General features: G+C 55.7%; 13 protein-coding genes. 6 read left to right on the top strand and 7 right to left on the bottom strand.

The annotated features are described in order from the left end of the window. The first annotated feature begins 70 nt into the window (after positions 1-70). The 3 genes from mtnN (at position 71) to ACXIZX_RS03180 (ending at position 1,932) form a co-directional block, all read left to right on the top strand. Positions 71-769 carry a 5'-methylthioadenosine/S-adenosylhomocysteine nucleosidase gene (gene mtnN, locus ACXIZX_RS03190; RefSeq protein ID WP_008108495.1) on the top strand — a complete coding sequence of 233 codons (699 nt, stop codon included), beginning with the start codon at positions 71-73 and terminating at the stop codon, positions 767-769. Then, a complete protein-coding gene (gene btuF, locus ACXIZX_RS03185; RefSeq protein ID WP_479403580.1) occupies positions 762-1,571 on the top strand; it encodes a vitamin B12 ABC transporter substrate-binding protein BtuF in 810 nt (269 codons plus the stop codon). Before mtnN ends, btuF begins: the two co-directional genes overlap by 8 nt. 109 nt (positions 1,572-1,680) lie before the next feature. Further along, positions 1,681-1,932 carry a hypothetical protein gene (locus ACXIZX_RS03180; protein ID WP_479403579.1) on the top strand — a complete coding sequence of 84 codons (252 nt, stop codon included), beginning with the start codon at positions 1,681-1,683 and terminating at the stop codon, positions 1,930-1,932. A gap of 35 nt (positions 1,933-1,967) precedes the next feature. Here ACXIZX_RS03180 and erpA read toward each other — a convergent pair whose 3' ends face one another. Beyond that, positions 1,968-2,315, bottom strand: coding sequence for an iron-sulfur cluster insertion protein ErpA (erpA, locus tag ACXIZX_RS03175; protein WP_007893884.1), 348 nt, complete (start codon positions 2,313-2,315; stop codon positions 1,968-1,970). Positions 2,316-2,515: 200 nt separating this feature from the next. Between erpA and hemL the strand changes: the two genes are divergently transcribed. Continuing rightward, on the top strand, positions 2,516-3,796 hold the full coding sequence (gene hemL / locus ACXIZX_RS03170; RefSeq protein WP_008108498.1) for a glutamate-1-semialdehyde 2,1-aminomutase: 1,281 nt from the start codon (positions 2,516-2,518) through the stop codon (positions 3,794-3,796). A 57-nt stretch (positions 3,797-3,853) separates the two neighbouring features. Here hemL and fhuB read toward each other — a convergent pair whose 3' ends face one another. The 5 genes from fhuB to ACXIZX_RS03145 all read right to left on the bottom strand — a co-directional run bounded on the left by fhuB (position 3,854) and on the right by ACXIZX_RS03145 (position 10,080). Further along, the gene (fhuB, locus tag ACXIZX_RS03165; RefSeq protein WP_479403578.1) at positions 3,854-5,830 is read right to left on the bottom strand and encodes a Fe(3+)-hydroxamate ABC transporter permease FhuB; all 1,977 of its coding nucleotides are present in this window, start codon (positions 5,828-5,830) and stop codon (positions 3,854-3,856) included. Beyond that, positions 5,830-6,708, bottom strand: coding sequence for a Fe(3+)-hydroxamate ABC transporter substrate-binding protein FhuD (gene fhuD / locus ACXIZX_RS03160; protein ID WP_265301265.1), 879 nt, complete (start codon positions 6,706-6,708; stop codon positions 5,830-5,832). The genes fhuB and fhuD overlap by 1 nt, the downstream gene beginning before the upstream one ends. 9 nt (positions 6,709-6,717) lie before the next feature. Then, entirely contained in the window at positions 6,718-7,512 is a 795-nt protein-coding gene (fhuC, locus tag ACXIZX_RS03155) for a Fe3+-hydroxamate ABC transporter ATP-binding protein FhuC (protein WP_008108501.1), read from the bottom strand. A gap of 55 nt (positions 7,513-7,567) precedes the next feature. Continuing rightward, on the bottom strand, positions 7,568-9,772 hold the full coding sequence (fhuA, locus tag ACXIZX_RS03150) for a ferrichrome porin FhuA (protein WP_179451997.1): 2,205 nt from the start codon (positions 9,770-9,772) through the stop codon (positions 7,568-7,570). A gap of 143 nt (positions 9,773-9,915) precedes the next feature. Then, positions 9,916-10,080: a hypothetical protein gene (locus ACXIZX_RS03145; protein ID WP_155726974.1), complete on the bottom strand. Its 165-nt coding sequence runs from the start codon at positions 10,078-10,080 to the stop codon at positions 9,916-9,918. 26 nt (positions 10,081-10,106) lie between these two features. Between ACXIZX_RS03145 and ACXIZX_RS03140 the strand changes: the two genes are divergently transcribed. Next, positions 10,107-11,933, top strand: a complete 1,827-nt coding sequence (locus tag ACXIZX_RS03140) for a glycosyltransferase family 25 protein (RefSeq protein ID WP_479403577.1) — start codon at positions 10,107-10,109, stop codon at positions 11,931-11,933. A 3-nt stretch (positions 11,934-11,936) separates the two neighbouring features. Then, positions 11,937-13,322 (top strand): 2-C-methyl-D-erythritol 4-phosphate cytidylyltransferase, encoded by a 1,386-nt coding sequence (ispD, locus tag ACXIZX_RS03135; protein ID WP_179451995.1) that lies wholly within the window; start codon positions 11,937-11,939, stop codon positions 13,320-13,322. A 54-nt stretch (positions 13,323-13,376) separates the two neighbouring features. Here ispD and mrcB read toward each other — a convergent pair whose 3' ends face one another. After that, on the bottom strand, positions 13,377-15,917 hold the full coding sequence (mrcB, locus tag ACXIZX_RS03130; protein WP_061718092.1) for a bifunctional glycosyl transferase/transpeptidase: 2,541 nt from the start codon (positions 15,915-15,917) through the stop codon (positions 13,377-13,379). Positions 15,918-16,000 lie beyond the last annotated feature (83 nt).

Raw genomic sequence — 16,000 nt, 5'->3', positions numbered from 1 at the left:
TTCCTCAATCAGCCATGTTAGACTATGCCTCACTTTTGCGGGTTACATCCATTAAATTAGCGAGATTCTTATGAAAGTAGGCATTATTGGCGCGATGGAGCAGGAAGTTACTCTGCTGCGTGACAAAATCGAAAACCGCCAGACACTGACGCTGGCCGGCTGCGAAATTTACACCGGCACGCTGAACGGCGTTGAAGTGGCGCTGCTGAAATCAGGCATCGGTAAAGTGGCTGCCGCGCTCGGCACCACCTTGTTGCTCCAGCTGTGCAAGCCGGATGTGGTGATCAATACCGGTTCTGCTGGCGGATTGGCGCCAACGCTGAAAGTGGGCGATATCGTGGTGTCCGATGAAGTGCGCTATCACGATGCCGACGTCACCGCCTTCGGTTACGAGCCAGGCCAGATGGCCGGTTGCCCCGCGGCTTTCGTGGCAGATGACAAACTGATTGCCGCCGCTGAGCGGGTTATCAAGCAGCTCGACCTCAACGCGGTACGCGGTTTGGTCGTGAGCGGCGATGCCTTTATCAACGGTGCTGCACCGCTGGCACGTATCCGCACCACCTTCCCGCAGGCGATTGCGGTGGAGATGGAAGCGACCGCGATCGGTCACGTTTGCCATCAGTTCAAGGTGCCTTTTGTGGTGGTGCGCGCGATTTCTGACGTCGCCGATCAGGAATCACACCTGAGCTTTGACGAGTTCCTCAGCGTTGCGGCAAAACAGTCTTCGCTGATGGTTGAAAACCTGCTGGTTCAGCTGGCGCGTGGCTAAAATCCTGCTGCTTGGGCTGTTGCTGCTGTGCAACAGCCTGTTCGCCGCCGCGCCGCGCGTTATTACGCTTTCGCCCCATCTGACGGAACTGGCTTTCGCCGCAGGCATTACGCCGCTGGCCGTCAGCGCCTTCTCCGATTATCCCGCGCAGGCTAACGCGCTGGAACAGGTGGCGAACTGGCAAGGCATCAAAGTAGAACGCATTCTGCAACTCAAGCCGGATGTGGTGCTGGCGTGGCGTGGCGGTAATCCGCAGCGGCAAATCGAACAGCTGCAGCGTTTCGGGATTAAGGTTGAGTGGATCGATCCACAAACCATTGATCAAATGATCGATGCGCTGGCGGCGTTACAGCACTGGAGCTCGCAGCCACAGCAAGCGATTGACGCAGCGCAGACATTACGCGCGCAGGAAGCGGCGCTGCGCAAGCAGTATCAGCAAAGCACGCCGATCCCGCTGTTTTTGCAGTTTGGTCAGCAACCGCTGTTTACCGCTTCGCGTAACACCATGCAAAACCAGGTGATTGAGCTGTGCGGGGGCAGGAATATTTTTGCCGATAGCAGCGTCAGTTGGCCGCAGGTGAGCCGTGAACAAGTACTGATGCGCCATCCGCAGGCGATTGTGATTGGCGGTAACGCCGCACACGCCGCCAGCATTGCCAAATTCTGGCAGCCGCAGCTGGATGTGCCGGTGATCGCCATCAATGACGACTGGCTGAGCCGTCCGGGGCCTCGCATGCTGCTGGCGGCGAAACAGCTGTGTGCAGATTTACATCCGACGAAAAAAAGCACCAATAAAGATTAAAGATCCGGCAGAAATTGTCGTAAATCATAATACAAGGCGCAGCGGCCACGTATGCTCTGTGCTCATTTTTTAGCGCTTAGCGCAATTTTGTCTTCACCAGGAACTATTCATGACCAGAGCACTGCTGCTGGCCATAGGGCTCGTGATCGCTGCACCACTGAGTGCGGCCACGTCGACCGGCTCTATCGCCGTCACCTTGACGTTATTCTCGCGTTGCGATATCTCACGCCAGAATGAACACACTCTGCCCACCGTGGATTGTGGACGCCATTTCAGCGCACAGCCGCGCATTACCGAACGTGTGTTAAAACGCGATGCCAAGCGCCGTGAATCTGCGCGCCTGGTAACAATTGAGTGGTAGGAATCTGGCTACCAGAACGGCAGCCAGAAGCAGCATTAGATGCTGAAGGAAGAACCGCAACCGCAGGTGGTTTTGGCATTCGGGTTGGTCACGATAAAACGTGAACCCTCCAGGCCTTCGGTGTAATCCACGGAACCGCCCACCAGATATTGCAGGCTCATCGGATCCACCACCAGCGCCACACCTTGTTTCTCGATGGTCATGTCGCCGTCATTCATTTGATCGTCAAACGTGAAGCCGTACTGGAAACCGCTGCAACCGCCGCCGGTAATATAGACGCGCAATTTCAGCTCGGGATTCTCTTCATCAGAAATCAGGTTTTTCACTTTTTTTGCTGCTGCATCAGTGAATTGCAAAGGCAGCGCTGCTAAGTCGTCACTCATCTTTTACTCCGGGTAAACGTCGAGGTCAGAAAACGACCTTAATCTCGCTATTATCTGCCAGCCGTCCAGTGCAATCAAGTCTCAAGCTTGACACTGCGTGCCGCCGCATGCGCAGGAAAGTATATACCCTAAACTTTAGCGCAAGCCGTTATTCCCGTAGAATGGCGCCAGATTTTTTCCCGAACAGCAGGAGCAGAACAATGAGTAAGTCAGAAAACCTGTATGCCGCAGCGCAACGCCTGATCCCCGGCGGTGTGAACTCCCCGGTACGTGCATTTACCGGTGTGGGCGGTGTGCCGCTGTTCATCGAACGCGCTGACGGTGCGTATCTGTATGACGCCGACGGCAAAGGCTATATCGATTATGTCGGTTCGTGGGGCCCGATGGTGCTGGGTCACAACAACGCCAACATCCGTAACGCAGTGATTGAAGCCGCCGCGCGCGGTCTGAGCTTCGGCGCGCCGACCGAGATGGAAGTGAAAATGGCCGAGCTGGTGTGCGAGCTGGTGCCGAGCATGGACATGGTGCGTATGGTTAACTCCGGCACCGAAGCCACCATGAGCGCCATTCGCCTGGCGCGCGGCTTCACCCATCGCGATAAAATCATTAAGTTCGAAGGCTGCTATCACGGCCACGCCGATTGCCTGCTGGTGAAAGCCGGTTCCGGCGCGCTGACGCTGGGCCAGCCAAACTCGCCGGGCGTACCGGCAGATTTCGCAAAACACACGCTGACCTGCACCTACAACGATCTCAGCACCGTGCGTGCGGCTTTCGAGCAATACCCTGAGGATATCGCCTGCATCATCGTTGAGCCGGTCGCGGGTAACATGAACTGCATTCCACCGCAGCCGGACTTCCTGCCGGGCCTGCGTGCGCTGTGTGACGAATTCGGCGCGCTGCTGATCATCGACGAAGTGATGACCGGCTTCCGTGTCGCGCTGGGCGGTGCTCAGGCCTATTACGACGTGACGCCCGATCTGACTTGCCTGGGTAAAATCATCGGCGGTGGCATGCCTGTTGGTGCGTTTGGTGGTCGTCGCGATGTGATGGATGCGCTGGCGCCAACCGGTCCGGTTTATCAGGCCGGTACTTTGTCCGGTAACCCGATTGCCATGGCGGCGGGCTTTGCATGTCTGTCGCAGATTGCGCAGCCGGGTACGCATAGCACACTGACCGATCTGACCACGCAGTTAGCGCAAGGCTTGCTGGCTGCGGCGAAGGCCGAAAATATTCCGCTCGTGATCAACCACGTTGGCGGCATGTTCGGGATTTTCTTCACCGACGCCGATGAAGTCACCTGCTACCAGGACGTGACTCAGTGTGATGTGGAACGCTTCAAGCGCTTCTTCCACCTGATGCTGGAAGAAGGCGTTTACCTCGCGCCATCCGCTTTCGAAGCCGGCTTTATGTCGCTGGCGCACAGCAAAGAAGATATTCAGCGCACCATTGATGCTGCACGTCGCAGCTTCGCGAAACTGTAAAATTGCTAAATGCGATCCTACGCATTTTCGTAGGGTCGCCATTAATGGCGACCAACATTAAGCCCGCCGCAACAACCAGATAAAATACGGCGCACCGAAGAAGGTCGCCATCAACCCGGCTGGAATCTGATCCGGAAACGCCAGCATCCTGCCGCACCAGTCGGCGAAAATCATCAAACCGCCGCCTAACAAACCGGCCATCAACACCTGCGGTAACGCACGGCGGAACCCAAGCATACGCACGATATGCGGCGCCATCAGCCCGATAAAACTCAGCGGCCCGATGGTTAAGGTTGCCGTGGCGGTCAATGCCGCCGCCAGCAACAGCAAGCTAAGGCGCGAGGTGGTCAGCGCCATGCCCGCCGAACGCGCGGTGGCGCTGCCGAGTGGCAATAGCGTTAACCAGCGACTCGCCAGCGGTGCCAGCGCAATCAGCACCAAACCCACCACCGCGCTTTGCAACGCCTGCTGCATATTGATGTTGTAGGTTGAACCGGAAATCCAGCTCAGCAAACCGCCCATGCGCGGATCGCCGCTGGCCAGTAGCACCATCAAAATAGTGACGAACGCGCTGTTGAGCGCCATGCCCGCCAGCAACATACGTTCCGGCGAGAAGCCGCCGCGACTCGCCACCAGCATAATAATCAACAGCGTCAATGCCGCCCCCAGCGCACCTGCAGGCAACAGCCAAGCCACCGCATCGCCCGGCACAAAGAACATCATCACCACCACGCCGCACGCCGCACCCGAGCTAATGCCCAGCACTTCCGGGCTCGCCATCGGATTGCCGGTGAGACGCTGGATCAGCGCACCTGCCACGCCGAGCATCATGCCCACAATCAGCGCGGCCAATACGCGCGGTGCGCGCCACGGCAGCAGCTGCTGCAGCACATCGCCGCCCACCCACGCAAAGCCGTGCGCATCGCGACCAAAGGTAATACCAACCCAGCTGAACACGCCCAGAATCAGCAATCCAATCAGGCACCAGCGCAAGACGTTCTGCCGCTCAGCCGGCACGCTATCGCCCTGATTAAGCGCCGGCGGCACCGATCCGGTACGCAAGCGCGGCAACAGCCACAGCAGAATAGGCACGCCGATCAGCGCGGTCGCCGTGCCGGTAGAGACTTCGCGCCAGTGGCTGGTGAGCCACAGCACGCACTGATCGGCCAGCCACAGCAGCAGCGCACCAATCAACGGTGCCAGCATCATGCGGCTCAGCAGGCGACGTCCGCCGAGCATCTTCGCCAGCAGCGGCGCAAACAGGCCGATAAAGCCGATGATGCCCGCAACATTAACCAGCTGCGCGCTGAGCAAAATCGCCAGCGCCAGCGCGGCAATACGTGCCGCCGACAGCGCCAGGCCAAGGTTTTTTGCTACGCCATCGTCGAGTCCCATCAACGTCAGCGGGCGCAGCAGCGCCAGCGCCACCACAAACGCCAGCAGCAGACGCGGCCACAGCTGGGCCACGTTATGTCCATCCAGCTGGTTGAGCGCGCCGGTGCTCCACAGGAACATGTTTTGCAGCTGATCGTGATTGAAGATAGCGAAGATTTGATTCACTGAACCGGCGTACAAACTCAATACCAGCCCAGCCAGGATCAGCGTTACTGGCGACAGACGTTTGCCCCAGGCAACGCCGAATACCAGAATGCCGACCAGCACCGCGCCGCCCATCGCCGCAAACTGCTGCGTGAGCTCGCCACCCGGCAAATGCCATAAGGTCGCGACGGTAATCCCCAGTTGAGCGCCCGACGACACGCCCAGCGTGGTGGGTTCCGCCAGCGGATTGCGCAGCACCTGTTGAAACAGTAAACCAGCGAGGCCAAGGCCCGCACCAACCAGCAGCGACAGCGCCAGCCGCGACAGCAAGCTATGATGAAACACCACTTGCTGGATGTTGTTGATGTCAGGCGCGAAAAACGCCTGTGACCACTGATCGCTTGGTAGCGCCTGGCGCAGATTGATCAAGGTTAAGGCCAGCGCCAGCAGAAAGACCGCACTCAGCAGCGCGACGGGAAAGAGACGATTGCGCATCAGTGCGACTCCAGCGCGTGTTCCAGCACGCGGACAAATTTCAGCGCCGAATAGGTTGCGCCGTAATACCAGACCGCCGGCACGCGCTGGAAACGCTGCGCGCGCACAAACGGCAGCGCCTGCCACAGCGCGGTAGCCATCACTTGCTGCATATCGCGATCGTTATCGTGATCGAAGCAGATCACCTGCACATCGCCCACTTCCGCCAGCCGCTCCAGCCCAACCACCGCGCTGCCCCAGAAGTTGGTTTCGCCCTGCCACGCGTTGCTCAAGCCGAGGATCTCCATCACCTCGAGGAACAGGCTGTTTTTGCCGAAGGTAATCGCATGGCGGCTGTCCATCAGCGACATCAGCAGCACCGGACGGTCGGCCCACGGTTTGAGGCGTTCACGCGCCGCCGCCAGCTGCTCATCCACATACTGCAGATGCTGCACGGCCTGCGCTTCACGGCCAAGACGCGCGCCGAGCGCCTGCAGCGAGTGACGCGCGGTGCTGAGCGGTTTGCCGTCGCCGCTATTAAGGTCAAAACCCATGGTTGGCGCGATGCGCTGCAGCTTATCCAGCGCCGGGCCGTAACCATTGGAGTGCAGAATGAGCGAAGGTTCGAGCTGCGTCATCAGCTCCAGATTGGGTTCGGTGCGCAGACCGAGATCGATAACGCCGGACGGCAGCTGCGGATCGCCGACCCAAATGTTGTAGTTGTGCATGTCGGCCACGCCGAGTGGCGTCACGCCGAGCGCCATCAGCAGCTCCACTGGCAGCCACTCCAGCGCCAGAATGCGCTGCGCATCTGGCACGGCAGCACGCAGCGGCAACGCGGACATCAACGGGGAAAGCGCCAGCGCCGTCAGCAGGCGGCGGCGAGAAATGTCGAACATGGCGAGGCCTTAATAAACGAAACTGACGGGCGCGCCGCCCAGCGGATGCGGCAAAATGCCCATCGGAATACCGTAAATGTTGCCCAGCACATCGGCCTGCATGATCACCTCAGGGCCGCCTTCGGCAATCACTTCGCCACCGCGCAGCGCCACCAAACGATCGCAATAGCGCGCCGCCATGTTGAGATCGTGCAGCACCGCAATCACCGTCAGCCCACGTTCGCGGCTGAGACGCTGAATCAGCGCCAGCACATCAACCTGATGGGCGATATCCAGCGCCGACGTCGGTTCATCCAGCAGCAGGCAGCGACTGTTCTGCGCTACCAGCATCGCCAGCCAGGCACGCTGGCGCTCGCCGCCGGAAAGGCTATCGACCAAACGACCAGCAAAAGGTTTTAATCCCACTAACGTAATCGCTTCATCCACCCGATCGCGATCTTCCTGACCATAACGGCCCAGCGCGCCGTGCCACGGATAGCGGCCAATCGCCACCAGCTCGCGCACCGTCATGCCTTCCGCCGCTGGCAGCTGCTGCGGCAGATACGCTACCTGGCGCGCAAAATCTTTGCTGCCCCAGTTATCGACCGCGTCCTCATTCAGCAATACGCGCCCTTCACTCGCCGCATGGTGACGACCAAGCATTTTCAACAGCGTGGATTTGCCGGAACCGTTATGACCAATCAACGCGGTGACTTTACCCGGTGCAAATGTTAGCGACAGCGGATGAAGTAGCGTGCGGCCCGGCACACGAAAACTGACGTTATCCAGCCTGAAGGTGGTTTCTGCGTGGTGCGGATGCTGCATGATAATCCCTGGTTAATCTGTAGGGTCGCCATTTATGGCGACCTACGTAACACGATTAGAAACGGAAGGTCGCAGTACCGACGATCTGGCGCTCAGCGCCCCAGTAACAGGCGTAATCGCGGTAGCAGCTAGCGACGTATTCACGATCGAACAGGTTATTGACGTTAACGCCGATGCTTGATCCCGGCATGCCAAAGCGTGCGAGATCGTATTTCAGCGCGGCATCAACCGTGGTGTAACCGGCGACGTCGAAGTTTTGGTTCTCGTTCGCCGGGTCATTGGCGCTGTAAATACCTTTGCTTTCGCCGACATAACGTACACCTGCACCAAGCGTCACGCCTGAAAGCGCAGTTTCATGGAAGGTATAATCGCCCCACAGCGATGCCATATGCTTCGGCACCTGATTCGGCGTTTTACCTTTCAGATTGGTGTCTTCGGTATATTCCGCATCAGTGTAGGTATAAGACGCGGTCATGTTGATGTTGGCATTCAGCGCCGCTTTAGCTTCCAGTTCAACGCCACGTGAACGGATTTCACCGCTCTGAATGCTGGCAAATGGATGGTTAACCGTATCCGGATCGGCCGTCAGGTTTTTGGTTTTGGTCAGCTGATATACCGCAGCCGTCAGTACCACCGGACGATCTTTAGGAACGTATTTCACACCGGCTTCATACTGCTTGGCGCGCGAAGGATCAAAGGCTTCACCGCCAAAAGTCGCACCCGCATTCGGGATAAAGGCCTCGCTATAGCTGAAGTAAGGCGCGATACCGTTATCAAACACATAGTTCAGACCGCCACGCCAGGTGAAAGCCTGATCGTTCTGGCGATCAACGCTATCGGCCACGCGATCGTATACCGAGTTCATCGCATAATCGTAGCGACCGCCGAGGGTCAACACCCAGCGATTCCACTCCATCTGATCCTGTGCGTATAAACCGGTTTGCCGCTGCTTATTGAGGTGCTGATAAGGTGTCGCGAACGGCGTTACGCTGTCATCGCCATATTGCGGATTAACAGCATTCAGCGGTGATGCGGTACCAAATTGCGCATCAATATCGTTGCGGGTGCGCTGGAAATCGACACCCAACAACAGCGTGTGATCAACCTGCCCCGTCGCAAATTTAGCCTGCGCCTGGTTATCAACGGCAAACTGATTGAGCTTTTCATCAGAAACCGCTGAACCGCGCGTGATTTGCTGCGTTTCTGAGTTAAAGCCATTACCGTAAATACTGCGATAATCCGTTCTCAAATCCGCATAGCGCAGATTCTGTCGCACCGTCCAGGTATCGTTGAAGCTGTGCTCGAAGTTGTAGCCCACCATCTTGGTGTTGCGCGAAATCTTGTTGCTGTCTTCGCCTTCATCAAAGTTGGTCGGCAGCTTGTAACTGCTGCCGTCAGGACGCGTAATGCCCACAACGGTGCCCTGACGCGGCAACCAGCCGTAATAACCGGTTTCCGGTTCGTTCTGGAAGTAGGTCAGCAGATCAAAACGCGTGTTCTCATCCGGACGCCAGCTGAACGATGGCGCAATGGTGTAGCGCTTCTCTTTGTTCATCTCCTGCTGCGCATCGGCGCTGCGCGCGAGGCCGGTCAGGCGATAGCTGTAAACGCCGTCATCATCCAGCGAGCCGCCGAAGTCGAAACCGGTGGAGAACTGATTATTGGTGCCCATCTGGAACTGCACTTCACGTAGCGTCTCTTGCGTCGGACGCTTACTCACCAGCGAAACGACGCCGCCCGGATTGCTCTTGCCGTACAGCACCGAAACCGGACCGCGCAACAGCTCAGCGCGCTCGAGGAAATAGGGATCGATAGCAAACTCAGAGTAGTTATCACCCTGCAGCTTCAGGCCATCAAGATATTGATTGGTGTTGGTTTCGCTGAAGCCGCGAATAGAAAGCGCATCAATGACATTGGAGCTACCGCGGTTGCCGGTCAATACGCCAGGCGTATAGTTGAAAGCCCCTTTCACGCTGGTGACGTTTTTCATCGCCATCTCTTCTTGCGTGACTACAGAGATCGACTGCGGGTTCTTTTCAATCGGAGTATCGGTTTTGGTGCCGGTGGCGCTGCGTTTGGCGGCGATGGTTGGCGACGGGCCCCATGCATTCTCTTGCGCCACGCCGCTGCCGCCATCGGCGCTGACAACCACGGTATCTTCTGCCAACGCCTGCACGCTGAACGTACCCAGAGTCAGTGAAATAAGCCAAGCCAGCGAACGCGGGCGGAAAAAACAAGGATTGGTGTTTCGCGTATTCATAAGTGAGGTCTCTCGAAAAAAGTCGATGCAGGCGAATACAAACGAGAATGATTATTATGACGCACGGATTTTAGGCGAAATAGCGTCATATTCGCAACGACTAATGCCCATTAGCGCGGTGTTTGCAGCCAGATCGCGCCTATTCATGATCGCGAATAATAAATTAGCGATGAAGGAAATGGAGGCCAGCAATCGGGAAATTGCACTGCCGCAAAGCGGAAATTCATTTCATCCCGATAGAGCTCACAATCAAAAATAATGAATAAAATCATTATTTTAAAATCTGGCCCGCTAATTGCTTTTGTCATGCATTCTCCTTCCTACAGAAACCGTCATGGCAGTTATAAACTGGAACATTGTTGATCGCGTTATTTTCATCAATTTGAAGAAACGCAAAGACCGATTAACCCGCATCACTAAACAACTTAAAAAGTTGGGTCTAACCGCTGAAAAAATCGTTCGTCTGGATGCGATCAAGCATGAAAAGGGCTACATCGGCTGCACGCAATCGCATATTGCCGCGCTGGAGATGGCACGCGATAACGGCTGGGAGCGGGTGCTGATTCTGGAAGATGACTTCAGCTTTGATGAAAACCAGGCGAATTATGACAATCTCAACCGCTACTTTGCCGCCCTGCCGCAAATCAACTGGCAAGTGGCTTTTCTGGCGGCCAATTATCGTCGCGTGACGCCGCTGAAAAGCGTGGACTATATCGTGCGCGCTAATTTAGCGTGGTGCGCCTGCGCGTATATTGTCAATCACCGCTATTACGCCACGCTGATTGATAACTTTCGCGCAGCGCTGCAGGCACAATTGCAAGGTGGCGCGCAGGCACAATATGCCCTTGATGTGCACTGGAATAGCCTGATGCAGCAGGATCTGTGGCTGGGCATATTCCCCAACGCCGGTGCACAACGGCTCGACAAAAGCGATATCGAAAATAGAACGGTAGATTACCGCGCCCTCTTCAGAAAGCCGTTGAGTCAAATCGTTTCGCCCGCCAAATTCATGCCCTCCATTAGCGGTCCAATTAAGGTCGATTTTTACTTTCAGTGGCCGCCGGGTTGGACAAACTTTGAATCGGTGATTGAGGCGATGCAGGCTAATCCCGCCTTCGATTGCCGCATCGTAGTTGTGCCTTACCTGAACTGGAAAGCCAGCGATGTTAAGGGCGATATTCAGCGTGAGATTCTGCGCGAAAGAGGGCTCGATTACACAGGTTTTGAAGATTATCAATTGGAGGAGCGTCAGCCGGATGTGGTGTTCCTGCAAAACCCTTACGACGAAGCGCGACCCGAAGCCTTTCGCAGCGACTACCTGCATGAACGCGGCGTGAAAATCGCCTACATCCCTTACGCGCTCGACACCGGAATTGGCGCTGAAAGTATGGTGTATCAATATAATTTGCTCTGTCAGAATCTGGCGACGTGGATATTCGCCCGTTCAGAAAAACATAAAGCTGAGTTTGCACTGCAATGTCAGGCAGGAAATCGCCATGTGCACGTTACCGGCCATCCCAAATTTGACCACTACCAGCGTCGTTTCCCTCTTTCAGACAAGCCGCAGCCACGCACAGTAACCACTTTCCTGTGGACACCGCATTTCGTGTTGCCGGGCGACCAGAAGATGTACACCACTTTCAACCTTTACGGCAGCGCGTTCCTGAAGCTGATTGAGCGTCAGGATATTCATCTGATTATTCGCCCTCATCCGCTGCTAAGCCAATGGATAGGCGAAGCCAGCCCAACGGCGCAAAGCCTTTATCAGCAGTTACTGCGCGCAGCACAGCAACACGCCAATCTCGAGTGGGATCACGGGCATGATTACACGCTTACTTTTGCACGTTCCGATGCACTCATCGCGGACGCCGGTTCCTTCCTGCTGGAATATCTGCCGTCAAAAAAACCCATCCTCTATCTCACTCACGAAACATGCCACGGTTTGAATCGCACTGCAGATTTCATTTATGACGCCTACGACGTGGCCTGGTGTGAGGAGGATATTTTCAACTTTGTTAACAATATTGTCGCGGGGCGCGATGCAATGAAAATGTGCCGGGAACAGGTGCTGCAAGAGGAATTGCAGATAGAAAAGAAAACGGCGGGCGAAAAGATCGCTGAAATTATTTGTTCATCACTAAGACCGCAAGCGGCGGAATAAAAAATGAAAAATGTAGCCATAATACTTTCTGGCGGTACAGGAACCCGCTTTGGCAGTGATAAGCCGAAACAATTTGCTAAGTTGGCGGGACGTGCGGTGATTGAATACACCATCGAGCGTTTTGAAACTTCGGTCGACATTGATGAGATTATTATTGTCTCGCAAAATGAGTACATCGATTATATGTGGGAGCTGGTGGCTAAAAATCAGTGGCATAAAGTTAGTAAAGTGGTGCACGGCGGCAAGGAACGCTTTGACTCGACATATTCCGCGCTGAAAGCCCTTATCAACTATGACGGTCAATGCAAAATCTTACTGCATGATGCCGTGCGGCCATTAATTAGCGACACAATAATTCGTAAATGCGTAGATGCACTGGAATCCTTTGACGCCGTAGATGTGGTGATCCCCTCAGCAGATACCTTAGTAGAAGTGCACGATGATGGCTGCATTGCCAATATTCCTCATCGTGCCAGCATGCGCCGTGGCCAGACACCTCAGGCATTCCGTCTGGATAAAATTCGTCAGGCTTATGAGAAAGCGGCGGCCATGGGTAAGTTTACGTTTACCTGCGACTGCGGCGTGCTGCGTAATATGTTGCCTGAAACGCGTGTAATTACCGTCGAGGGCGATGAGGACAATATCAAAATCACCCATCCACTTGATCTCTATATCGCAGAGAAATTGCTGCAGGAAAGAAGTTCACACTCGCTGAATGCCGCAAATCTCGATTTCCTGCGCGATAAGCATTTGGTTATTTTTGGTGGCGGTAGTGGAATTGGTTTGGAGATGATGAAAGTTGCCACGCTGTGCGGGGCAAAAGTGCATATTGCCAGCCGTTCACATAATGATATCGATATCACTCAGCTCGACAGCATTAAAAACTATTTAAATAACATCATTGCCGAGCATGGCAATATTGATTATATCGTCAACACTGCGGGTATATTAATTAAGAAACCGCTTTCCACGCTAACTAAGCAAGAAGTTATGGCGCTGATTAACATTAATTATCTCGGGGCAGTAAACGTGGCGATTGCGGCAAAAGAGCGCTTAACCTGTAATTCCGGCATGTTATTGAATTTTACATCCAGTTCCTATACGCGCGGACGGGCCTTTTATGCCCTTTACTCCTCTGCAAAAGCTGCGGTAGTCAATTTGACTCAGGCGCTGGCAGAAGAGTGGATTGAGGATAAAGTCAAAGTGAACTGCATTAATCCTGAGCGAACCGCAACGCCGATGAGAACCGTTAATTTTGGCGAGGAACCGGCAGACTCACTGCTACATGCACGAGACGTTGCAGTAAAAAGCCTGGAAGTTCTCGTAACGCAGAGTACTGGTATGGTTATTGATATTCGCAAAAATAGCGGTAAGAACCAGCCCGGCTAACCACCTATCCCAATGAAAAAGGGCGCCGCAGCGCCCTTGTATTTTTTCGGCAACTTACTTGCTGCCGAACATATCCTTTATCCAACCCGCGACGCCGTCAGAATCTTTCTGCTCATTCTGTGGCTGCTGCTGTTGTTGTTGCTGTTGTTGCTGCTCTTGTTGCTGCTGCAACTGCTGCTGTTGTTGCTGAACCTGCTGTTGCTGCTGCTGACACAGCGCATTCGGATCCAGCGACCACACCGGCAGCGAACGCCATGTGCTGCTACCGCTACCGCAAACGAAGTTACCGGCGGAATCGATGTTCATCTGCGTGATATCTTCCGGCGGCGTCAACACCAACGGCATCGGCGCCTGGTTGTCGAGATAGCGACGATAAAGCTGCATCGCACCGCTGGCACCGTACAGTTTCGAGGTTTGGTTGTTATCACGACCAACCCAGGTAATCGCCACTTCTTTGCCATCGACACCGGCGAACCAGCTATCGATCAGGTCATTGGTGGTACCGGTTTTGCCCGCCAGATGCGCTTTAGGATAACGCGCACCCAGCGCACGAGCGGTACCGTGATCGGCGACCTGCTGCATGGTGTAGAGCGTGAGATACGCGGCCTGCGCTGGTTCAACGCGCTGCGCCTGCGGATAGCTCTGATACAGCACCGTGCCATCTTCCGCAATCACCGAACGCACCGCCGACAGCTCAGCGCGGTTACCGCCGCTGGCAATCGACTGGAACGCCTGCGCCACTTCAATCGGCGTCAGGTTCAGTGCACCCAGCAGCATAGATGGCACCGGATGCAGCTGATCTTTCGGCACGCCGAGTTTGTTCCAGGTATCGACCACCGCATCCAGTCCCAGCGTCATACCGAGGTTGACGGTTGGCACGTTCATTGAGTTGGTCAGCGCATCCACCAGCATCACTTTGCCGCTGAAACGACGATCGTCATTCATCGGTTTCCAGATGGTGCCGTTCGGCTGTTTCAGCGCAATCGGCTCATCGGCGATCCAGCTGTTGAGGCGATAGCTGTTCGGCTGGCTCAGCGCGGTGAGATAGGTCGCCGGTTTTGCCAGCGAGCCAATCGAACGACGCGCCTGCAATGCGCGGTTGTAACCGGCAAACTGCGGATCGGCACCGCCAACCATGGCGCGCACTTCACCGCTGAAGCGGTCAACCACCACCATCGCGGTTTCCAGATCTTTCAGGCCACGCTGTTTTTTCAGCGTCGGAATGCCTTCAACCACCGCTTTCTCGGCGGCATCCTGCGAGATCGCATCCAGCGTGGTGAAAATCTTCACGCCGGAGAGATCTTTCATTTTGTCGCCGAGCTTAGCCTGCAGCTCGTTACGCACCATCTGCATAAACGCCGGCTGTGGCGTGATCACGCCGCCTTTTGGCTGCACGCCCAGCGGACGCGCCGACAGCATGTCATACAGTTCCTGGTCGATGACGTTCTGCTGCTGCAACAAACGCAGCACCAGATTACGTCGCTCCAGCGCCAGTTTCGGGTTACGCCACGGATTGTACAGCGACGCCCCTTTCACCATGCCGACCAGCATCGCCTGCTGATCAAGGCTCAGCTCATCCACCGGACGACCGAAGTAGTACAAGCTCGCCAGCGGGAAGCCGCGAATCTGATCGTTACCGGTCTGGCCGAGATACACCTCGTTGAGATACAGCTCGAGGATGCGGTCTTTGCTGTAACGCGCATCCATGATCACCGCCATATAGGCTTCACGCGCTTTACGCCACAGCGAACGCTCGTTGGTGAGGAACAGGTTTTTCACCAGCTGCTGCGTCAGCGTACTGCCGCCCTGCACCGCTTTACCGGCGGTGATGTTGGCGAGGAACGCACGACCAATCGAGTACGGGCTAATGCCGTCGTGCTCGTAGAAATGGCGGTCTTCAGTGGCGATCAAGGTGCTGACCAGCAGATCCGGGAAACCGGCGCGTGGCACGAACAGACGCTGTTCACCGTTCGGCGACTGCAACATGGTGATCAGGCGCGGATCGAGGCGGAAGAAGCCAAAGTCGCGGCCGGTATCGAGGTTTTTAATCTCGCTCAGCTCATCGTTGCTAAACGTCAGGCGCGCGTTGATCTGCCCTTCTTTGCTGTCCGGGAAATCAAACGGACGACGCAGCAGGTCAATGGTGTTGCCTTTGACGCTAAACTCGCCCGGACGGGTGATGCGCGACACTTCGCGATACTGCGTGCCTTCCAGCAGCGCAATCATCTCTTTTTTGTCGTACGGCATGCCCGGTTCAAGGCTTACCATGCGGCCATAAACGGCGGCCGGCAGTTGCCACACTTTACCGTCGATGCGGCTACGGATTTCCGAGTCGAGATAGACGCCCCAGGCAGCCATCACAACCACAAAGACCAGGAAGAGTTTAATCAACCAGCCTAACCAGCGACGTTTACCGCGTGGCGGACGTTTTTTACTTTTTGGTGGCACCGGTCCACTCTCCTCATCTTCTTCATCAAAATCGTCCTGATCGATATCATCATCAAGTTCCCTGCGGCGACCCCGACGCGCAGTGCTGCGCGGCGGCTTTGGCGCTTTTCCTTTGCGCCCAATAGGTTCGCGATCGTTCCCAGACATGCTTTTATTCTCCAGGCATTGCTACGGCGGCGGCCGTTACTCTATATACGTCATAATTCGATTTGCAGGTGCGTTGGCTGCTC

This window comes from Candidatus Pantoea symbiotica, from assembly GCF_056491525.1.
This window is presented reverse-complemented; position numbering and strand designations above follow the sequence as displayed.